The sequence below is a fragment of the Glutamicibacter sp. MNS18 genome (assembly GCF_026107515.2).
Classification (GTDB): domain Bacteria; phylum Actinomycetota; class Actinomycetes; order Actinomycetales; family Micrococcaceae; genus Glutamicibacter.
In genome coordinates this window covers 69,700-90,581 of sequence record NZ_JAPCHW010000009.1, presented here as the reverse complement: position 1 = coordinate 90,581, position 20,882 = coordinate 69,700, and the positions used below count along the sequence as shown (strand labels likewise).

Annotated in this window: 18 protein-coding genes and 1 riboswitch; of the genes, 9 read left to right on the top strand and 9 right to left on the bottom strand. The window is 64.4% G+C overall.

The window, feature by feature from the left end; translation table 11 throughout:
- The first annotated feature begins 3 nt into the window (after positions 1 to 3).
- Complete coding sequence (sucD, locus tag OK351_RS13335; protein WP_265159775.1) at positions 4 to 906, top strand: succinate--CoA ligase subunit alpha; 903 nt, start codon at positions 4 to 6, stop codon at positions 904 to 906.
- A gap of 101 nt (positions 907 to 1,007) precedes the next feature.
- On the opposite strand, the gene OK351_RS13330 is transcribed toward sucD, so the two are convergent.
- From OK351_RS13330 to OK351_RS13305, 6 genes are all read right to left on the bottom strand, one after another.
- Entirely contained in the window at positions 1,008 to 1,292 is a 285-nt protein-coding gene (locus OK351_RS13330) for a hypothetical protein (RefSeq protein ID WP_265159773.1), read from the bottom strand.
- A gap of 170 nt (positions 1,293 to 1,462) precedes the next feature.
- Positions 1,463 to 4,795, bottom strand: coding sequence for a DEAD/DEAH box helicase (locus OK351_RS13325; protein ID WP_265159771.1), 3,333 nt, complete (start codon positions 4,793 to 4,795; stop codon positions 1,463 to 1,465).
- Between the two features lie 126 nt (positions 4,796 to 4,921).
- Positions 4,922 to 6,025, bottom strand: coding sequence for a VIT1/CCC1 transporter family protein (locus tag OK351_RS13320; protein WP_265159848.1), 1,104 nt, complete (start codon positions 6,023 to 6,025; stop codon positions 4,922 to 4,924).
- 38 nt (positions 6,026 to 6,063) lie between these two features.
- Entirely contained in the window at positions 6,064 to 6,378 is a 315-nt protein-coding gene (locus OK351_RS13315) for a hypothetical protein (protein WP_265159769.1), read from the bottom strand.
- Positions 6,379 to 6,396: 18 nt separating this feature from the next.
- Positions 6,397 to 6,510: riboswitch (SAM riboswitch) on the bottom strand.
- Positions 6,511 to 6,524: 14 nt separating this feature from the next.
- Positions 6,525 to 7,112: a DinB family protein gene (locus tag OK351_RS13310; RefSeq protein ID WP_265159767.1), complete on the bottom strand. Its 588-nt coding sequence runs from the start codon at positions 7,110 to 7,112 to the stop codon at positions 6,525 to 6,527.
- Positions 7,113 to 7,223: 111 nt separating this feature from the next.
- Positions 7,224 to 8,747: a sodium:solute symporter family protein gene (locus OK351_RS13305; RefSeq protein WP_265159765.1), complete on the bottom strand. Its 1,524-nt coding sequence runs from the start codon at positions 8,745 to 8,747 to the stop codon at positions 7,224 to 7,226.
- Between the two features lie 178 nt (positions 8,748 to 8,925).
- Between OK351_RS13305 and OK351_RS13300 the strand changes: the two genes are divergently transcribed.
- The 3 genes from OK351_RS13300 (at position 8,926) to OK351_RS13290 (ending at position 11,631) form a co-directional block, all read left to right on the top strand.
- Positions 8,926 to 9,489, top strand: coding sequence for a helix-turn-helix domain-containing protein (locus OK351_RS13300; RefSeq protein WP_265159763.1), 564 nt, complete (start codon positions 8,926 to 8,928; stop codon positions 9,487 to 9,489).
- Between the two features lie 78 nt (positions 9,490 to 9,567).
- Positions 9,568 to 9,984 carry a hypothetical protein gene (locus OK351_RS13295; protein ID WP_265159761.1) on the top strand — a complete coding sequence of 139 codons (417 nt, stop codon included), beginning with the start codon at positions 9,568 to 9,570 and terminating at the stop codon, positions 9,982 to 9,984.
- A gap of 105 nt (positions 9,985 to 10,089) precedes the next feature.
- Positions 10,090 to 11,631, top strand: coding sequence for an APC family permease (locus OK351_RS13290; protein WP_265159759.1), 1,542 nt, complete (start codon positions 10,090 to 10,092; stop codon positions 11,629 to 11,631).
- A gap of 81 nt (positions 11,632 to 11,712) precedes the next feature.
- Here OK351_RS13290 and OK351_RS13285 read toward each other — a convergent pair whose 3' ends face one another.
- The gene (locus tag OK351_RS13285) at positions 11,713 to 13,203 is read right to left on the bottom strand and encodes a PucR family transcriptional regulator (RefSeq protein ID WP_265159756.1); all 1,491 of its coding nucleotides are present in this window, start codon (positions 13,201 to 13,203) and stop codon (positions 11,713 to 11,715) included.
- A gap of 81 nt (positions 13,204 to 13,284) precedes the next feature.
- On the opposite strand from OK351_RS13285, the gene OK351_RS13280 reads away from it, so the two are divergent.
- The 3 genes from OK351_RS13280 (at position 13,285) to OK351_RS13270 (ending at position 17,466) form a co-directional block, all read left to right on the top strand.
- On the top strand, positions 13,285 to 14,634 hold the full coding sequence (locus OK351_RS13280) for an aminotransferase class III-fold pyridoxal phosphate-dependent enzyme (RefSeq protein WP_265159754.1): 1,350 nt from the start codon (positions 13,285 to 13,287) through the stop codon (positions 14,632 to 14,634).
- Positions 14,635 to 14,809: 175 nt separating this feature from the next.
- Positions 14,810 to 15,793 (top strand): agmatinase, encoded by a 984-nt coding sequence (gene speB, locus OK351_RS13275; RefSeq protein ID WP_265159751.1) that lies wholly within the window; start codon positions 14,810 to 14,812, stop codon positions 15,791 to 15,793.
- Positions 15,794 to 15,795: 2 nt separating this feature from the next.
- On the top strand, positions 15,796 to 17,466 hold the full coding sequence (locus tag OK351_RS13270) for a thiamine pyrophosphate-binding protein (RefSeq protein ID WP_265159748.1): 1,671 nt from the start codon (positions 15,796 to 15,798) through the stop codon (positions 17,464 to 17,466).
- Between the two features lie 84 nt (positions 17,467 to 17,550).
- Here the strand turns inward: OK351_RS13270 and OK351_RS13265 are convergent, their stop codons facing one another.
- Both OK351_RS13265 and OK351_RS13260 read right to left on the bottom strand, forming a co-directional pair.
- Complete coding sequence (locus OK351_RS13265) at positions 17,551 to 17,778, bottom strand: hypothetical protein (protein ID WP_265159746.1); 228 nt, start codon at positions 17,776 to 17,778, stop codon at positions 17,551 to 17,553.
- Between the two features lie 46 nt (positions 17,779 to 17,824).
- Positions 17,825 to 18,709, bottom strand: a complete 885-nt coding sequence (locus tag OK351_RS13260; protein ID WP_265159744.1) for an inositol monophosphatase family protein — start codon at positions 18,707 to 18,709, stop codon at positions 17,825 to 17,827.
- A gap of 117 nt (positions 18,710 to 18,826) precedes the next feature.
- Between OK351_RS13260 and OK351_RS13255 the strand changes: the two genes are divergently transcribed.
- Entirely contained in the window at positions 18,827 to 19,312 is a 486-nt protein-coding gene (locus tag OK351_RS13255) for a MarR family winged helix-turn-helix transcriptional regulator (RefSeq protein ID WP_265159742.1), read from the top strand.
- A gap of 11 nt (positions 19,313 to 19,323) precedes the next feature.
- Complete coding sequence (locus tag OK351_RS13250) at positions 19,324 to 20,862, top strand: MFS transporter (RefSeq protein ID WP_265159740.1); 1,539 nt, start codon at positions 19,324 to 19,326, stop codon at positions 20,860 to 20,862.
- Positions 20,863 to 20,882: the final 20 nt, after the last annotated feature.

The window sequence follows — 20,882 nt, the reverse complement described above, 5'->3', positions numbered from 1 at the left end:
AAAATGAGCATTTACCTGAACAAGGACTCGAAGGTCATCGTCCAGGGCATCACCGGTGGCGAGGGAACCAAGCACACCGCACTGATGCTCAAGGCAGGCACCAACATCGTTGGTGGCGTGAACGCCCGCAAGGCCGGCACCACCGTCACCCATGGTGACAAGGATATCAAGGTGTACGGTTCGGTTGCCGAGGCCAAGGCCGAGACCGGTGCCGACGTATCGATCGTCTTCGTGCCACCGAAGTTCACCAAGGACGCGGTTGTCGAAGCCATTGAGGCGGAGATCGGCCTGGTCGTTGTGATCACCGAGGGTATGCCGGTGCAGGACTCGGCCGAGTTCTGGGCCCTGGCCCAGTCCAAGGTCGACGCCAACGGCAAGCAGATCACCCGGATCATCGGCCCGAACTGCCCGGGCATTATCACCCCGGGTGAGGCACTGGTGGGTATCACCCCGGCCAACATCACCGGCAAGGGCCCGATCGGCCTGGTGTCCAAGTCCGGCACCCTGACCTACCAGATGATGTACGAACTGCGCGATCTGGGCTTCTCCACCGCCATCGGCATCGGTGGCGACCCGGTGATCGGCACCACCCACATCGACGCGCTGGAAGCCTTCGAAGCGGACCCGGAGACCAAGGCCATCGTCATGATCGGTGAAATCGGCGGCGACGCCGAGGAACGTGCCGCCGAGTTCATCAAGGCCAACGTCACCAAGCCGGTTGTCGGCTACGTGGCCGGCTTCACCGCACCGGAAGGCAAGACCATGGGCCATGCAGGTGCCATCGTCTCCGGTTCGGCCGGTACCGCCCAGGCCAAGAAGGAAGCCCTGGAGGCCGCTGGCGTCAAGGTCGGCAAGACCCCTTCGGAGACCGCACGCCTGCTGCGCGAGGTCTACGCAGCCCTCTAGGGTTGCTGTAGCGCCCACCGAGGCACAAGAGAACCCCACATCCGCTGACCTTTCGGTGAGCCGGGTGTGGGGTTTTTCCATGCCCGCCGCCGGATGCCCGGTTAGTCGCGCAAGCCGGCCGCCGCGTCGGTATCAACCCGGAGGAACGAGGAACCGACGACCACGAAGGCACCCGGGATCAACAGCATCCGGTGCTTCGGGTTGTAGAAGATCTCGGTGAGGGAAGCGGCAACCACCCTGCGGATCTTTTCCAAGAGGTGAACATTCTGCAGCACCAGCTGCTCCTGCTCGGTTTCGATGACCACACTATTTTGTTCGGTACTGACCTTTGCGCTGAACCAGTCATCGCTCGGTGCACCGATCGTCTCCGACCTAATCAGGGACACGGATATAACCGCCTTCAATTCTTCTCTCATGTTGCCGGACCTCGTTGTCGGCAATCCTGGTTGCATGTCCCGTTACCGGCTGTGTGGGGGATCGGAAACAGGGCACGCATAACGAATATAGCCGTCCCGGCAGTGAAACGGCTGGATTCATGACAAATTTTACCAACCCGTTATTCGAGTAGCTCCCGGATGTCCTGCGCGGTCAAGGCCTTGGCGAAGCCGTCGGCACCATCCATCACCGTGGAGATCAGTCGGCGCTTGCTCTCCTGCAGGGCCACCACCTTTTCCTCGATCGTTCCCTGGGATATCAGCCGGTAGACCATCACCTGGTTCTGCTGGCCGATACGGTGGGTGCGGTCAATGGCCTGGGCCTCGACCGCGGGGTTCCACCACGGGTCAAGCAGGAAGCAGTAGTCCGCCTCTGTCAGGTTCAATCCGAAGCCGCCGGCCTTCAGCGAGATCAGGAACAGCGGCGCGGTACCTTCCTTGAAGCCCTCGATGACCTCCGAACGGTGCCGGGTGGAACCGTCCAGGTACTCGAAAGCGATCCCGCGCTCGGTCAACTGGGCGGCAAAGACCTTGAGGAACGAGGTGAATTGCGAGAAGACCAGGGCCCGGTGGCCCTCGCTGACCACATCCTCCAGCTGTTCAAAGAGCGCGTCCAGCTTCGAGCTGGGGATATGCGAGAGCGACGGGTCGATGAGCGCCGGATCCAAGGCCAGCATCCGCAGGTGGGTCAGCGACTGGAAGATGGTGAAACGGTTGCGATCCATATCCTCCACCAGGTTCAGGATCTTCTGGCGTTCACGGTTCAGGTGCGTCTCGTACACATGCTGGTGCTCCTCGTTGAGGCTGACCAACACCTGCTGCTCCTGTTTGGCCGGTAGGTCCAGCACCACACTCTCCTTGGTGCGGCGCAACATGAACGGCTTGATCCGCCGATGCAGCAGCCGCAGTTTCTCCCGGTCACCGAGCACCTCGATGGGGCGGGCGAACTGGCGGTTGAAGACGGTGGGTCCGTGGAAAAGCGAGGGGGTCGTCAGCGAGAGCAGCGATCCGAGTTCGGCGAGGTTGTTCTCCATCGGGGTACCGGTGACCGCCAATTTGAACGGTGCCTGGATGTCCGCCGCGGCACGGTGTGCCTTGGTGGAGCGGTTCTTCACGAACTGGGCCTCATCCAGGATCAACCCTGCGAAGGTGGTTTCGGAGTACATTTCATCGTTCAGCCGCAACAGCGTGTAGGTGGTCAGGATGACATCGTGACCGACCGCCAGTTCCTGCAACTGTTCGGCCGAATCCAGGGTGCCCGCAACGCTGGTGACCCGCAGTTCCGGTGCGAACCGGCGAATTTCCATCTCCCAGTTCGACACCACGGAACTCGGAGCGACCACCAGGAATGGTGCTGGTTCGGCCTGCCCGGCGGTCCCAGCGCCCCGCGGGCTGTCGACGGCTCGCAGTTCACGGGCATGCAGGATCAGGGCGATGGTCTGCACGGTCTTGCCCAGACCCATGTCATCGGCGAGGATCCCGCCGAAACCGCCACGGTACAGCCGTGAGAGCCAGTTGAACCCGTCCACCTGGTAGGGACGCAGCTCGGCATCCAGGCCCCGCGGGATCGATGGTGCCGGGTGGTCGGTGATATCCAGCAGGGACCGCATCCGGCCGATAAACAGGTCGGCCCCGGTGACCCCCTGGGCAAGGTCGCTGAAGTCCTCGAAGAGCGAGACTTGGAAGACCGAGAGCTGGACATCGCCCTTTTTCGGCTTGTCATTGAGCGATTGGGCTTCGTCCACCAGCGCCTTGAGCTTGGCGAACAGCGGCTGGTCCAGCGAAAACCAGCTGTTGTCCGGGAGCTTGACCTTCATGGACCCGTTGCTCAGGGCCTCGACAATGGTGGAGAACGGGACCTCATGGGCGCCCACGGTGACCAGCAGCCCCAGGTCCAGCCAGTCGTTCTTCTCCGAATCCACCGCGTTGATCTTCAACTGCGGCAGTTCCGAGAGCTTGTGGTACACCGGGCGGATGCCGGTTTCGGTGATGCGGACCTGTTCCAGGGCGCGCAGCTCCGGCAGGATCTCCGAGACGAAGTCGATCAGGTCATCGTCGGGGAAGTACCGGGTCTCCAGGGTGTCGTTTTCGCGTCCGGTGTGCGCGAAGAGCACCCGGTTCAGCGCCGTCCGCAGCCCGGTTTCGGCCGGTTCGTCACGGACCAGTTGGTCATCGGGAACCCCCGGGTAGTGGATGGAGAATTCCACCCGGGCCAGTTCCTTGCCGTCCTCGCTGGTCGTGTAGTGGATATCGATCGACAGGTAGGGAGGCTCCAGCCCAGGAAGCTGCACGGCCCCGGATTCCGCGGTCATCGGGAAGCGGCGGGCCAGCCGCGGATAGGCCCGGGTGAAGAACGCCTGTTCCTCGGCTTGCGGGACCTTCAGCACCTGGCGACCCAGGAACCAACGGGCATATTGCGGTGCCACCGGTTCCCGGCTGGAGGCCAACCAAATCTGCTCGGTGTCCGGAAGCTGCAGGTAGTATCCGTGGTCGGCAATGGTTCCGGCCGAGCTGTCCTCGTCCAGGAGGTGATCGGCGCCGGCCAGATGCAGGTTGCCGGCCACAACCAAATCACCGTCGCTGCGGTCGGCTCGAAGCTCGAAGGTCGCATCGGCACCGAGATGGATGCTGGTCTCCGACCTGGTGCCGAGCAACTCGATACCCAGCTGCTGCGCCTCGGCCAGCATCGGCCACAACAGGTAGGAGGAATAGTTGTCCAGGAACAGCCAGTCCTCGTCGAGTTTGAACTGCAGCTGGGTGTTGCTACGGGCCAGCGCGGCGAAGCGGGTGAACCAGTGGTGCTGGCTGTGCAACAGGTTCCATCCGAAGGTTTTGAAGGCGATGGTGGTCCAGCGCAGCTGGCCGCGGACCCACCGGTTGTCCCCGCCACGCACCATCGGGCGCACCCCGAGCCGGAAACGCTGGTTGCGGTTGAGGAACTGTGTGGTACCCGAGGGTAGCCACTGCTGCTGCGCCTGGTTCTTCATGTCGAAGAGCAGGAACTGCAACGCCATCGGGTTCACCGGGTCGGTGGCCGAACGGGTGAGGCCCACCGGCCCGATGGGCTCCGTCTTCTCGAACCAGCTCTCGACATTGCGCTGCCAGTCGCCGGCGACGTCGTTGACGACCGGGGTGGCGGCCCGTGGACGGCTGGCGATCCTGTTGGCGGCCACGGCCAGCGCTGCCCCGTGTTCGCAATCCTGCTCGGCGGGGCAGGTGCAGTCGAAGTCCTTGATGAACCAACCGCGCCCCTGGTCCAGCAGCGTCAAACCGACGGTGAAGGCGTGCCCGTCCTTGGCCACCTGGCCGGTGAGCCTGCCCTCATCCTGGTTGAAGACCACCTCGGTGACGGCTTCAGGGTCCTTGGCCAGGGCCTGGCCGTAGAAGTACGGGCCGTTCCCGAAAAAGGAGAGCAGGACTCGGGCATCCAGGGTGGGCGGCACAGCATTGGTCATCCTCTCATCGTTTCACGTTCCGGGCCGTGGTGAAAGTTGAGGGAGTCCGATATGCCACTCCGAGTTCTTAAATGGGTTGTCGGCGGTGGATGGTGTGCTGTTTCCCACCATCGGCGGTCCCGGTGGCTAGACGGCCGTGGCACCGAAGAGCAGCCCCAGGCAGTAGGTCACCGCTGCGGCGCCCCAGCCGATCGCCAGCTGGCGCAGCCCGCGCTTGAGGGGCGAGGCACCGGAGAGCAGGCCCACGACACCGCCGGTGAACAGCAGCGCCACACCCACCAGGGCCGAGGCCAGCAGGATCGCGGGCAGTCCGGACAAGCCGAAGATGAAAGGAAGGATCGGGACCAGGGCACCGGAGGCGAAGAACAGGAAGGAGGAGATGGCCGCGCCGCCGGCCGAACCCAGTTCCTCGTGCTCCTGCTCGAGTTCCTCACCCTGGACCTCGGGGTGCAGCGACAACGACGGGTCGCAGTCGCAGGTGAACAGTCCCATGCGTTCGGCCGCGCGGTGCTCGGCCGCCTCGTCGCTCATGCCGCGTGCCTTGTAGACCAAGACCAGTTCGTTGGCCTCCAGATCCAGGTTGGGTGCCGCGGAGAGCGTGACCTGCGTGGGGCGCGAAGCGGTGAGCAGTTCGCGCTGGGAACGCACGGACACAAATTCCCCGGCAGCCATCGACAATGCGCCGGCCAGCAACCCGGCAATCCCGGAAAACAGGACAAAGGATGAGGCCACACCGGTGGCACCAATGCCCAACACCAGGGCGAAGTTCGAGACCAGTCCGTCATTGGCGCCGAAGACCGCGGCCCGGAAGTTCCCGGCCAGGCGGGAACGCCCCGCGGTGGCCAGGGCGCGCACCACTTCCTCGTGGACTTGTTCGTCCGCCACCATCTGCGCGGTGGCGTCGGTGTCCTTGGCATAGGGGGAATCGCCTTCCGCCCGCTGGGCCAAGGCCAGGACGAAGACGGAGCCGAAGTTGCGGGCCAGCAAACGCAGGATCATGCGCTGCACGGAAGGGCGGGTGTCCCTGGCATGTGCGCCGAGCAGTTCACGCCAGTGGGCCTCGTGCCGGGCTTCAGCATCGGCCAGCCCGAGCAGCACCTGGCGTTCCTGTCCGGTGCGGCGGGCGGCCAGCTCCCGATAGATCGCGCCCTCGGCGATCTCGTCCGCCAGGTATTTACGCCACCGCCGTATTTGCGCCGGTGTGGGGGAGGGGTGCGGATTGTCGGTCATCACGGTCGTGAATCTCCTCGAGCAAGCTTCCTACCGTGTCAGACACGGTAGGGGGCATCCGCCGATTGATCCGGCGTTCTGCCATCACCGTCCAGTGTAGACAGGGCGAATGGATCGGGGAATTTGGCAAGGCTAAAAGCCACCAGGGATCCGTGGGAGGTGCGGCGCCCGGCCACGGTGAGTACTAGCCGGTTGGTCTCCGGGGCAAAGGACGCCGGGGCGGTGCTCCGGGCCAGGACTCGCAGCAGTTCGCGGGGACGATCCGTGTAGTACACAACCCATTGCCCGTGGAGCCTGAATTGCAGGCGGCCGGTATTCAGGTCGATGATGGGCAGAACGCGGAGGGTGGACACGGTGGCCGAGGCCTTTCGAGGTAGCTCTTGCCCACGAGGGGATCGCCTCGCAGACCGCTTCGTCATCCGAACCACCCATGAACCTGGGGTTGGTGTGCGGCCAGTCGGAGCTTGGCGCCGCATCTCGTGAAGCAACAGTCCAGATACTACACCGAGTCGGCGATATCCTTCACCCTGTCGTAATGTTCCTGCCACTGTTCCGGGCTGTAGTCGGGCAGGTTGTCGTTCTGCCGGTACATTCCGGTCCGACCATCGAGCAATTCACGCAGCAGATCGAGGTGGCCGGCATGGCGGGCTGTCTCGGTACACATGTGCAGCATCAGGTGTTCCAGTGTGGTGTGCCCGTTCTCGCCCCACCATTCAACGTGCGCCGGTGCGTCCAGTGGCAGCTCGTCGAAGGCCGCGTCGGACGCGGTGATCGCCTCGCGGTAAAAGCGCAGGACCTCGGCACCGGAAAACCCGGCCTCGACAACAAAATCGGCCATCGGATCCTCGGAGGCGAAGAGCCGAGCCGCCCGGTCGTTGTCGACCGGGCGGCTCATGCAATAGGAAAAATAGCCGAACTCGGTAAAAGCCAGGTGGTTGATGACGCCGAGGATGCTGGTTCCGCTCGGGACCAGCGGGCGGCGCAGTTGGGCCTCGCCCAGGCCCTCGGCCTTCCAGAGAACCGCGTCCCGCGCCGAGTCCAGGTAACGCCGCAGTCGGGCCTTGCGGGAAGCCTCATCGTTGCTCATGCGGCCGAGTCTACTGCAGCGCTTTCCCCGGGAACAGGCCGCCGGGATGAAAGCCATGGCCCCCGGGGCCGGGTATCGTCCGGGCGTGGTATCCGCCGTGCCGGTGGCGCTTTAGCGTTTGCCCCGGGCGGCCACGCCTTCCTCGGTCCCCAGACCGGCCACCCGGCGGTCCCAGTTCTCCAGCACTCGGGATTCGGTGCGGCCACTGGCCAGCGAGACCACGATGTACACCACGGCGGAGGCGAGCAGCCCGAAGTAGATCGGCTCGTTGGCATAGACACCGCCGAAGGCGACGTCCGAACGGATTTCCAGCACGATCATGGTTCCGAGGGTGACCGCGGTGCCGGCGGCCATGGACCAGGCTGCGCCCAGGCCGTTGCCGCGGCGCCAGGCCAGGCCGCCGAGGATGGCGATCAGCAGCCCGCCGACCAGGATGCCGTAGGCAATGGTCAGTGCCGCGACCACGTCGTCGACCACAATGGCCAGACCCATGATGATCACGCCCAGGCCGAAAACCCACCAGCGGTTGGTCCGCACATCGTCTTCCGGATCCTTCGAATCGTCAATCGCGAGGTTGCGTCCGAACCAGCTGGCCACGAAGGGGGCCACATCGGTCCGGGCCACGGTGGCCGCGGCGATCAGGGCGCCGGATGCGGTGGACATCATGGCGGCCACGGCGGCGGCCAGGACGAACCCGCCGACGGCGACCGGCAGGATCTGGATCGCCACTTCGGCGTAGACCGCATCGGGGTTGGCCTCGGCTTCGGCCGCGATACCGGGCAGTGCCACCCGTGCACCCATGCCGATGATGGCGCCGGCGGCGCCATAGAGCACGCAGTAGATGCCGGCGGACAAACCGCCCCAGCGGGCCACCTTGTCCGAACGTGCGGTGAAGACGCGCTGCCAGATATCCTGGCCGATCAGCAGGCCGAGACCGTAGACCACGAAGTAGGTGATGATGGTCTGCACGCCGATGCCATCCCACTGGAAGAAGGATGCTTCCAGCCGGCCGCGCATCTCACCCCAGCCGCCACCGGCACCCAGGACGAAGGGCAGCATCAGGAAGAACACACCAACGGTCTTGATGAAGAACTGCACCTGGTCGGCCAGGGTGATGGACCACATGCCGCCGATCGAGGAATAGATCAGCACGATGCCGCCACCGACCAGGATGGCCAGCCAGCGTTCCCAGTCGTAGAGCACCACGAAAATGGTGGCATACGCGCCGGTGGACGTGGCGCAGAGCATCAGTGTGTAGGCCAGCATGACGATTCCTGAGGTATTCGTGGCCGGTTCCGACCCGTACCTCAGTGTGAGCATCTGCGAGACGGTGAAGATCTTCAAACGCTGGATCTTGGGGGCGAAGAACAGCGACAGCGCCGAGACCCCGACGCCGATGGCCACCACGAGCCACATGCCGGAGATTCCATAGCGGTATCCCAGCCCCACGCCGCCCACCGTGGAGGCGCCGCCCAGGACGACCGCCGCCATGGTTCCGGTATAGAGCATCGGGCCCAAGCGGCGCCCGGCCACCAGGTAATCGGTATTGGAGTGGGTGCGGGACTTGCCCCACCAGCCGAAGGCCAGCATGGCCAAAAGGTACAAGGCGACGATGCCACCGTTAATAAAATCCATGGGAACTTCCTTGGGATAGTGCGACTCACACAAGGATGTCAGTAAAAATAAAAGATGTCTATAGGTAAACGAGATGTGTCTCACAGGCAACTTTTATCTGGGTTGTCCCGGGTGGCCGGAATCCCGGTGCGGCACACTAAGGTAAGAAGTGAAGATGCCCCAGAGCTGCGGAGGACAGATGAAAGCGTTGCCAGTGGAGCCCACCGGATCCGCCATCAGGATCGGCAGCAGACTGCGCGTGGCACGTCAGGGGCAACGGTTGACCATTGACCAGGTGGCCGAGATGTCCGGGCTGACCAAGGGCTTCCTTTCCCGGGTGGAGCGCGATCTGACCAGCCCCTCGGTGGCTACGCTGCTTACATTATGCGAGGTGCTTTCCATCGAGGTGGGGGAGCTGTTCACGGTTCCCGAAACCAAGATGGTCGCGTTGAGCGAGGCGCCGCGAATCTCGCTGGGCGGCGAGGGGATCGTCGAGCAGCTGCTGACCCCGCGCACCGAGCGCCGCGTACAGGTAATCCGCGCGGAGATCGCACCGCACGGAGCAGGGGAATCCGAGCTGTACTCGATGGACTGCCAGGTGGAAATCCTGCATGTGATTTCGGGCCGGTTCACCCTGATCCTGCCCGAGGAGCGCATGGAACTGCGCGCCGGGGATACCGTGACCTTCCCCGGGCGCGAACCCCATAGCTGGGTCAATCCCTCGGACGACCCTGCCGTGGTGACGTGGACCTTAGTCCTCTAGGGGGCGTGAGGCGAGTATTCTGGACAGGGCGGAGAATCCGCCGGGCATCTGTCTGCCTATCGTGACGAAGGGATCTTGGTGAACGCTGCTGAGTCTCAGGCAAACGCCGCCCCTGCTCCGGTTATCAGTTGGTGGCTTTCGGCCATCCTGGGCGTCGCGGTGGGAGTGACTGTCAGCCTGATCCGGACCGAGCGCTATTTCTTCATCATGGGTGCCGGAATCCTGGCCCTGGTGATCCTGCTCCTGGGTCTGCTGACCATCCGGCGACGGCAACGCTACCCGCAGCTGATGTCCAGCAAGGCGTCGCGCGGTTACGTGCTCTGGTCGTTACTGATCATCTTCATGGTCGGTCCGGTGCAGGTCATCTTCCCCGCCGATGAACCGGACGAGCTATGGCTCAAATCCATTCTGCTGTCCCTCGTGTTCACCGTGGCCATCCGCGGGGCCGACCATGGTCTGGTGCGTGGCCGGTCCGGGACGAAGGGGAGTTCCTGAAGCACGTCCTGTGCAAAGTATCCAGTACCAGGATGAACCATCCATAGTGTGTTGGGCACGCCTTTCATAGTGTGATCTGCAGCATACTAAGTGGAAGGAAGTGCGATGGCGACTCCAAGCGCAGCATCCGGGGATGCGGGAACTGGTTTGAAAAAGGTCCTGGGGAAGTGGGACATCCTGGCTATTGGAGTCGGGGCCATGATCGGCTTCGGCTGGGTGGTGCTCACCGGCGGCTGGATCACCACGGCAGGACCGCTGGGTGCTGCCCTGGCCATGGCCGTCGGCGGATCCATCATGGCAATCGTCGGCCTGACCTACGCCGAGCTGGTGGCCGCCATGCCCAAGGCCGGAGGTGAGCACAACTACCTGTTGCGGGCGATGGGAGCCCGTTGGTCCTTCGCTGGTTCCTGGGCGATCGTGGGAGGGTATATCACCATCGTGGCCTTTGAGGCCGTGGCCCTGCCCAAATCCGTGGCGTACATCTTCCCCCGGATCAACAGCATCAAGCTCTGGGATATCGCCGGTTCGGAAGTGTTCCTCATCTGGGCACTGGTGGGCGTGGCCGGGGCGGTGGTGATCACCTGGATCAACATCCGGGGGATCAAGACCGCCGGTATCGTCCAGACGTTTGTCGTGATCTTCCTCTTCCTGATCGGCGCGATGCTGTTGACCGGGTCCTTCGCCAACGGGGATTCGGCGAATATGGAGCCGTTCTTCCTCAACGGGGTCTCCGGATTCTTTGGTGTGATGATCATCGTGCCGTTCATGTTTGTCGGATTCGACGTAATCCCGCAATCGGCCGAGGAATGCAATATCGCCCCACGTAAAATCGGGCGGTATGTGGTGATCTCGGTTCTGGTCGCCACCGCCTGGTACGTCATGGTGATCCTGGCCACCTCGTCCGGGATCGGGCCGGCGGCGCTGGCCGGTTCCGATTTGGCTACAGCGGACGCCATGGGCGCGCTGTTCAATTCGGAGGGTATGGCGAAACTGCTGATTGCCGGGGGTATTGCCGGCATCCTGACTTCCTGGAACTCGCTGCTCATGGGGGCATCGCGATTGCTCTATGCGATGGCGCACTCGGGAATGCTACCGAGCTGGTTCGCGCGGTTACATCCCAAGTACCGGACGCCGGCCAACGCGTTGATGTTCATCGGTGCGCTCTCGTTGCTCGCACCCTTCTTCGGCTCGGCAATGCTCGGCTGGTTGGTTGACTCCGGCTCCCCCTCGATCGTGATCGCCTACCTGCTGGTGGGCGTGGCCTTCCTGATCCTGCGCCGCCGCGAACCGCTCATGAACCGCCCGCTGCGCGTGGGTGGCCGCGGGAACTTCGGGCAGGGAATCGGTGCGCTGTCGGTGCTGTTGTGCGCCGGGCTGATCACCTTGTACCTGCCGGGCATGCCGGCGGCCATCGCCTGGCAACCCTGGCTGCTCTTCGGCGGATGGTGGCTGCTGGGCACACTGTTCATCCTGCGTATCCCCCGTGGCATCGCCCCCGGCGAACGCGCCGAACTGGAACTGTTGCACAGGCTGAGCATACGGCAGCAGGCGAAGCTGGGCGCTGCGGGGCCGGATCTGCTGGACGGCCAACCTTCCGCCGTAACGGAAGCGGGCCGGAAACTGCCGCGGAAGTATGGTGCGTCGTAGCCCATGATCCCCAGGGTCCCCAGGCCGGTCGGGTCACCCAGCACGGGTGGCCCGACCGGTCTGGCCCGTGCCCCCGGGGTATCAGGACTCGGCTTGCCGTATGGCCAGCCAGAGTTCGGCTGCGACATCCGGGTCGTCCAGATCCACCTGCAGCAGCTCACTGGCGGTAGCGATGCGCAAGCGCAACGAGTTGCGGTGAATCCCCAGGGAACGTGCTGCCTCTTCCCAGGTCCCCCGTGCGGCGAGGTAGGCGCGCACCGTCGACAGCAGGTCGCTGCGCCGGTAGTCGCGCAATGTGCGTACCCAACCGGAGGCACGCTGGCCGGTTCCGGGATCCGCCGGGGCCAGGATTCCGGGGGTTGCCTGCGCCAGCATCCTTCGCAGGGCGGGAAGCTGACCCGGGATCTCGGGAAGCTGCAACGGCTCGCTGAGCACGGCGCGCAGGTGGCAATCCCCGCTGGTTCCGTGCGCAGTACCGGATCGCTCCGCGGGCCCAGCACTCCGGGCTTCGAGAACCAGATACCAGATCCCCTCATGGGCGTACGCCAAGGTGTAGTCCGGCAGTCCGGTGCCGGACGGGCTGTCGCCGATTGACCCGATCAGTTCCGGCAGGCCGGGTGGAATGGCGGTGGTATCGGCGGAGGCGGCCAACAGCACTCGCACCGGCCGGTCCAGGGTGCTGCTCATCCCCAGGTCCCGGGCAACCAAGCGCGCAGCGTGGTGTTCGCCGTGGAGCAACAATTTTGTCACCGCCGCACCCAGGGCCCGGGTCGTGGCGCCCTCGGCCTGGCGTTGCCGGGCACGGAGACTGAGCAATGTAGCCACGGTCATCATGACCTGCCGGTCGGCCTTGGTTACCTGGCCTCCGGCGCAGATGGCCAGGAACCCGTCCAGGCGGTGGCCGGCCAGTACCGGATAGGCCACCACCGGCTGGCCCTGGAGTTCGAAAGTAGCGGCCGAGGGCATATCGACCCCGTGGAAGCGTTCGCATTCCCGGCGGATTCGTGGAAGCAAAGCGGCAGTCGATGGCGGCCAGTAGGCGTCGGGTTGGCCTCCCAGCGGCAGGTAGGCGGACCAGCCGCCCAGGGCCCGCGCCAGTCGTTCGATCACGGCCGTGTCGGCATCGGGACGATTCGCTGCCCGTGCCAGGGCCGTTTGGGTTCCCAGTGTCCCCATCAGTTCGCTGGTGGCACTGTGCGCGGAAAGCCTCCAGTAGGCGCGGGAGACATGCTGGAACGGTACCGAATCCGGAACCACTCCCAAGTGGATGCCCAGTCGCTGGGATTCGTCGATGACGTAGTCCGGGACCGTTTCCAGCCATGGGCCGAGCCCCAAACCCAGGGCGGTAATCCCGTGGGCGGCCAGCCGCGACAGGTAGGCGACTGTTGCCGCCGCCGAGGAGGCGAAGGGCATCCCCGTGGTCAGAAGCAGTTCGCTGCCTTCCAGATACGGGGTGGGGTCCTCCAGCTCGGAGATGTGCACACCGCTGACCGGGACGGCGGGGAATCCCGCGGCGGCGGTGGCATGGAAACTGCGACCCAACTCGGCACCCAGCTGCAAAAGTGTAATCACTGGGTAGATTATCCAGCATGTGCGAGCCGAAAGGATGGAATGCCCAGTGACGCGTGTCACCGGCGAACCTAATCTGGAGGCATGACTGAAACCCTGATTAATGCCACGGACCGCAGCCTGCTCCAGACGCGCCACCTGCTCACCGACATCCCCGGCCCGCGCTCGCTTGAGCTGCATGCCGAACGCGCGGAGCAGGTGAGCAGCGGCTTCGGCATCGCGCTGCCGGTATTCGTTGAACGTGCGGAGGGCGGGATCGTCCGGGACGTTGACGGGAACCGGCTGATCGACTTCGCTTCCGGTATCGCGGTCACCTCATTGGGTGCATCGAATTCGCGGGTCGCCGAACGAGTGGCGGCCCAGTTGGAGAAGTTCACCCACACCTGTTTCATGGTGACCGAGTACGAGGCCTTCACCAAGGTCTGTTCCTGGCTCAACCGGAACACCCCGGGGGATTTCGCCAAGCGCACCGCGCTGTTCACCACCGGGGCCGAAGCGGTGGAGAATGCGGTGAAGATTTCCCGGGCGGCAACCGGGCGGCCCAACGTCCTGGTATTCGATGAGGCCTACCATGGGCGTTCGTTGCTGACGATGGCCATGACGGCCAAGGTGAACCCCTACAAGAAGAACTTCGGGCCGATGCCCGATCACATCGTGCGGGCCGCATCCGCCAACCCTTTGCGCAATGCCGGGGTGCGTGTCGAGCAGGTTTTGGAATCGGTGGAGTCCACCTTGCGCGAACACGATCCCTTCAGCTTCGCCGCCATGGTGATCGAACCCATCCAGGGCGAAGGTGGGTTCGTGGTGCCAATGGCCGGATTCATTCCGGGGCTGCGCAAGCTGGCCGACAAGTACGGCATCGTTCTGGTGCTGGATGAGATCCAGGCCGGCATCGGAAGGACGGGGACCCTGTTCGCCTCGGAACACGAACAGGTGGCCGGGGACCTGGTGCTCACTGCCAAGGCGTTGGCCAATGGCGTACCGCTTTCGGCGGTCACCGGACGGGCGGAATTGCTCAATGCCCCGCATGCGGGAGGGCTGGGTGGCACCTATGCCGGCAACCCCCTGGCCTGTGAAGCCGCCCTGGCGGTGTTTGAGCAGCTGGAGGACGGGGTGTTGTTGGCCAATGCGCGCCGTATCGAGCAGGTGGTGCGCGAGGTGCTGGAACCGTTGCTGGATTCCACCTCCATTGTCGCCCAGGTCCGCGGGCGGGGTGCGATGCTCGCCGTGGAGTTCGCCGATCGTGGCACCCTGGTGCCGCGTCCGGATCTGGCCGCGAAGGTGTCCCGGGACTGCCACTCCCAGGGTGTGATCACCTTGACCTGTGGCACGCACGGGAACGTGCTCCGGCTGTTGCCGCCATTGGTCATCGGTGAGGACCTGTTGCGCGATGGCCTGGAGGTGCTGTCCCGGGCCATTGCGTCCGCGGCATAGTGCCATCTGCCGGCGCCGGGGCTGCCATGGTGGGGTTTCGCCTGGAAGGGCGGGACACGCCGTGGCAGCCCTTTTTTGTGCCCGGGCCCTTGACGTATGTCACATGAATAAATAGCATATTGGAAAACGAGTGTTTCCTATAAGAAAACTCATTGACCGTCTGAAGGGACCAGTTGTGGAAGAAATTCGTATCGAGGAAAATGGCAAGCTCGGACCCATCAACGCCGCGGTGACACCGCGCTATGCCGGGTTCGGGACCTACGCGCGACTTCCGCGACTGGACCAGGTCGAGAAGGCGGATATCAAGATCGTCGGCGTGCCCTTCGACAGCGGTGTGTCCTACCGGCCGGGCGCCCGCTTCGGCTCCACCCACGTGCGTGAATCCTCTCGCCTGATCCGCCCCTATAACCCGGCCGTTGACGTTTCACCCTTTGCGCTGAGCCAGGTTGCCGATGCCGGGGACATGGCGGTGAACCCCTTCAACATCAACGAGGCCATCGAGACCATCGAGCACAACGCGCTGGAGCTCACCGCCGACGGGGCCTCGCTGGTCACCATCGGCGGGGACCACACCATTGCATTGCCGTTGTTGCGTGCCGCGGCCAAGCGTGCCGGTGGCCCGGTGGCCTTGCTGCACTTCGACGCCCACCTGGACACCTGGGACACCTATTTCGGCGCCGAGTACACCCACGGAACCCCCTTCCGCCGGGCCGTGGAGGAAGGCATCCTGGACACCGAGGCGATCAGCCATGTGGGAACCCGCGGTCCGCTCTACGGCAAGAAGGACCTGGAAGACGACAAGCGCTTCGGCTTCGGCATCGTCACCAGCTCCGATGTCTACTGCCAGGGCGTGCGGGAGATCGTGGACAAGTTGCGCGACAGGATCGGCAGCCGCCCCTTGTACATTTCCGTGGATATCGACGTGCTCGATCCCGCCCATGCACCGGGAACCGGGACCCCCGAAGCCGGCGGCATCACCAGCCGCGAACTGCTCGAGATCCTGCGCGGGCTGCGTGGCCTGGATATCGTGGGAGCCGATATCGTGGAGGTCGCCCCGGCCTATGACCATGCCGAAATCACCGGGGTGGCCGCCTCGCATGTCACCTACGACCTGATCAGCCTGATCAGCGAGCTGCGCAGCCGGAACGGAAGGAACTGAGAATGGGGCACAGCGTGCAACGAAACGGGGGAGACCTGGTCATCGAGACGCTGAGTGCGCTCGGTGCCAAGACGGTGTTCGGAATCCCCGGACAGCATGCCCTGGGACTGTTCGATGCCTTGTCCCGCTCCGAGCTGCAGTTCGTTTCCTCCCGGGTGGAGAACAACTCCGCCTTCGCGGCCGATGGCTACAGCAGGGCCACCGGGGAAGTGGGTGTCCTGTTCCTGTCCACCGGTCCCGGCGCCTTGACGTCATTGGCCGGGCTGCAGGAAGCCTACGCCACCGGGGTGCCGATGGTGGTTGTCGCCAGCCAGATCCCGCTGGACGGACTCGGCGCCCGACGCAAGGGCATGCTGCACCAGCTCGATGACCAGAAAGCCTCGGCCGCCAACGTCACCAAATTCCAGCGCACCGTGCACCACGCCTCCTCCATTCCCTCGGCCATCCAGGACGCCTGGGCGGAGGCGATCACCGTTCCCATGGGGCCGGTCTGGGTGGAGGTACCACAGGACGTGCTGCTGGCCCCGGTCATGGTGCCACCGGTTCGTGACGCGCTCGCCGAAGCCTACGACCATCCCCCTCGGGTGGAACTGGTCGAGGAATCCGTGCGTTGGCTGGGCCAGGCCGACCGCCCGGTGATCGTGGCCGGTGGCGGGGTGCGGCGTTCCGGGGCCGAAGAGGCCCTGGCACAGGTCGCCCGGCTACTGCAGGCCCCGGTGTTGTGCACCCCGGGCGGCAACGGCGCCTTCGCCTGGGACGATGAGCTCTCACTTCAATCCTGGGTGGAAGACCGCCACGTCACCGAGGTGCTGGAGGATGCCGATGTGCTCATTGTCGTCGGTTCGTCCCTCGGTGAGGTCAGCAGCAACTACTTCTCCCTGGCACCGCGCGGGAAGATGATCCAGATCGACGCGGAGCCGCGGGTGCTGGAATCGAACACCCCCGCCTTGGGACTCCGCGCGGATGCGAAGGCGGCCCTGGAGCAGCTGGTTGGAGAACTCCAACGCAGCGGGCACCGGGCCCGGGCCGACTGGCATGGACGCAGCCCGCAACAGGTGGTGGCCGGCACCCTGGCCAAGGTGCAGGCGCGGCTGGATGCCCAGGACCTGGCCAAGGAACGCACGTTCATGGCCGATATCCGCGCTGCGGTACCGGACTCGATGCAGACCTTCTGGGATATGACCATTGCGGCCTACTGGGGCTGGAGCTGCTGGGATTCGAAGGACGGGCAGTTCCACTCGGCGCAGGGAGCCGGCGGCCTGGGCTACGGGTACCCTTCGGCCATCGGTGGTGCGATTGGCTTGGAGGTCCAGGGGCGGGATCATGCCCGGGCGCGGGTGCTGGCGGTATCGGGGGATGGCTCGGCCATGTACTCGATCGCCGAACTGGCCACTGCCAAGCAGCACAATGCGCCGGTCACCTGGCTCATCGTCGACGATGGCGGGTACGGGATCCTGCGCGAATACATGGAAGGCGCTTTCGGCAAGGCGACGGCTACCGAACTGGCCCGGCCGGACTTCGTGGCATTGGCGCAGTCCTTCGGGGTTCCCGCCCGTCAGGTGGATGTCACCGAGGTGGGGCCGGCCTTGGCCGAGGCCTTCGCTTCCGAGGGACCCAACGTGATTGTCGTGCAGACGCTGCTGAAGATGTTCGCACCGACCCACCTGGAGTGACGGTACCGGATCTCCGGTGCAGCTGACGGGGCCCGGGCGGTGGCATATGCCACCGCCCGGGCCCCGTTTCGGGTGGCCTGCGGGCTACCGGGAATCCTTGTAGTGGGTGAAGTGGTACACCGTACCGAAAAGAATCGTTGATACGCCAAAACTGATGCCGATCAACAGTGGCTGCCAGTCCAGGGACATGGCTGCCAACATCACTGCGAAGGCTCCGAACAGGAGAACCAGTCCGATGCCTCCGAGGATCACTCCTCCGCCACCGTGGTGCTGCACGGCGGAGTGTGCAGTTCGATGGAATAGTGGTGCCATGTATTCAGGGTACGACTGTAGACCCGAAAACTGTAGGGGGCGATGCCTAGTGCTGGGGCCGGGTGGAGGGTTCCGGGTGCTTAGCCGCCCGATGGGCCGCAAGACGTTCGGCGGCCGCATCAAGTGACGGGAAGTGTGCCGCTGGTCCCGTGGCCTTGAATCCACGCGCGAGGTGTTCCGCCGTCGGGGCGGGTGCCAGCGGAAGTCCCCGGTAACTACCTCCGCTCATTCGGACCAGATGGGCCCCGGCCGCCACATCCCAGGGTTTGGTGTCGAAACCGATGGTCGCATCGCACCATCCCGCGGCCACATGTGCCAAGGCCAGGGCGGCGGACACCTTGCGCCGCACCGTCGCGAAATCCTGGACCCACTGGCCGAAGATCTCCAAGGCCAGGGTGCCATCGGTGGCAATGGCTTCGGCCGCGGGATAGTCGGTCATCAGGTTGGCGCGGGCCTGCTCCGGGCGGGGGCCGGGTTCGAGTACCCGGCCGTTGAGGTACGCCGCGGCCAGATTGGCGCTGAACTCATCCCCACTGATCGGGTCGATCACCACGGCGGCAACGAGCCGGTCGTTGATGGCGGCGGCAATGGAAACGCAGAAGAACGCCACCCCGTGGACAAAATTGCTGGTTCCATCCAGCGGATCCACGATCCACTGGACCTGCGTCCCCGCCCGGGGCCCGGAGGGGAGGTCGAGATGCTCCTCGCCGAGTACCCAGGAGTCCGGGTATCCGGACATCAACCGATCGGTCAGCAGCAACTGGCTGCGCCGGTCCACATCGGTCACCAGGTCATGGGGATTGGTCTTGTGCTCGGCACGTATGCCGGTGCGGAAGTTCTCGCGCAGGATCTGTGCCGCCTGCCTCCCGGATTCCAGGGCGATGAGGCGCAGGTTTTCGGCAAGATGTTCAATAGCTGCAGGGTTCTCCACGGTTCCAGCGTAGCGGCTGGAGATCCCGTCACCTCGAATACCGTTGACTAGGGCAACGAATTAAAATATTGTTGACCAAGGCAACAGTTTTATGATGCAACTTTATGGAGTGGTTGAATGCCGGCGGACAAGGCACGGATTGAGGATTTGCTGGACGAACTGGCCCGCGGATCACGTACCCTGCGGATCTTCTCCCAGCTGGGGTCCGAGGACTTCCCGGTATCCAATGCCTCGCATCATGTGTTGAAGGTTGTCCTGCGTCAGCAGCCCATCCACGCCGCGGCAGTGGCCTGCTACCTGGGGATCGGTCCCGGCGCCATGAGCCGCCATGTGGCCGAGCTGGAAGCGGCGGACCTGCTTGACCGGGTCAACTGCGCGTCGGATGCCAGACGGCAGCTGTTGACGGTCACCGAATCAGGCCGGGAACTGGTGCGGGAACGGGACCGGGTCCGCGGTGAGCGCCTGGCCGGGCTGCTGCCCGGCTGGACCGGGCAACGCCTGGACGATGCCATCGCGACGCTGGGTGAGCTGAATGAGGCCATGGCGCGCGGGGTCGAGGAAACCAGGAGCGCGAATGGGCCGGCCAAAGGCGGGGCCTGCTGATGAAGGATGAAATGGAAGCCTCAGAGGCGCAGCAGTTACGAAGCGACCTGCCGGTGATGAGTTACCACGAGACCCTGCGCTCGATTGCCGGCGTGCTGGCCTCCTTCTTCGCCGCCATGTTGGCAGCCACCATCGTCTCGATTGCCCTGCCGACCATGATGGATTCCCTGGGAGGTTCGCAAACGGACTTCAACTGGGTGCTGACTTCCGCCTTGCTGGCCAATGCGGCCACCACCCCGATCTGGGGCAAGATGGCGGATCTGTTCGACAAGAAGAAACTGCTGCAAGCCGGGATCCTGGTGTTCGTTGGCGGTTCGCTGTTGGCCGGCTTTTCCACCTCGATCCCCATGCTGCTCGGGGCCCGGGTCATCCAGGGGGTGGGCATGGGTGGGCTGACCGCCATGGGCATGGCGGTCATCGGCACGGTCATCGCACCGCGCGAGCGCGGCAAGTATTCCGGCTATTTCGGTTCGGTCATGGCCGTGGCCACAGCGGCCGGGCCGCTGCTCGGTGGCCTGATCGTCGACTCCCCGCTGGGCTGGCGGTGGACCTTTTTCCTGGGGATTCCCATCAGCCTGCTGTCCATGGTCCTGATCCACAAGACGCTGCATATCGTGCATATCAAGCGACCGGTGTACATCGACTGGGGCGGGGCCGTTCTGCTTACCAGCGCTGTGAGCCTGTTGTTGATCTGGGTGTCCTATGTGGGCAAGCCCGAGTTCTTCGCCTGGCATTCCTGGCAGACCTATTCCATGGTCGGCGGGGCCCTGCTGCTGACGGCGATCCTGCTCTGGGTTGAAAGCATTGTTCCCGACCCGATCGTTCCCTTGCGGATCATCGCGACCCGCACCACGTCCTTGGCCATCATCGCTTCCATCGCCATTGGTGTGGGCATGTTCGGCACCGGCGCCTTCATCGGCCAGTACTTCCAGATTGCCCGGGAAGCCTCACCGACCATGGCGGGCCTGATGACCCTGCCGTTGATTGCCGGGAACTTTGCCGGTTCGGTATTCTCCGGGCAGATGATTACCCGGTTTGGACGCTGGAAGATCTACCTGGTGCTCGGGTCGCTGTTCAACGTGGCCGGATTGCTGTTGCTCAGTTTCATGCAGCACGACACCGAGTACTGGCTCCTGGGGGTGGGGATGTTCCTCAACGGCCTGGGCATGGGCTTCATGCTCCAGAACCTGGTCCTGTCCGTGCAGAATACCGTCAAGGTCACCGATATCGGATCGGCCAGTTCCGCGGTGGCTTTCTTCCGCTCGGTGGGCGGTTCGGCCGGGGTGGCCGTGCTCGGCGCGATGCTGTCCAACCGGGTGTCGGATCTGGTGAATACCGGAGTATCCAAGCTGGGTGCGGAATTCATGGTGGGTGTGGACGCCGGGGATTCGCTGAACCTCTCGGCGATGCCCGCCCCGGTGCGGTTGGTTGTTGAGGCCGCGTACGGGGAGGCGACCGGGATCGTGTTCCTGGTCTCGGCGATCGTGGCCGCTGTTGCCGTGGTTTGCGTGGCGCTGATCAGGGAAGTCCCGTTGCGCCGGACCATCTAGGGTTGTTGCGAATCCGCAGT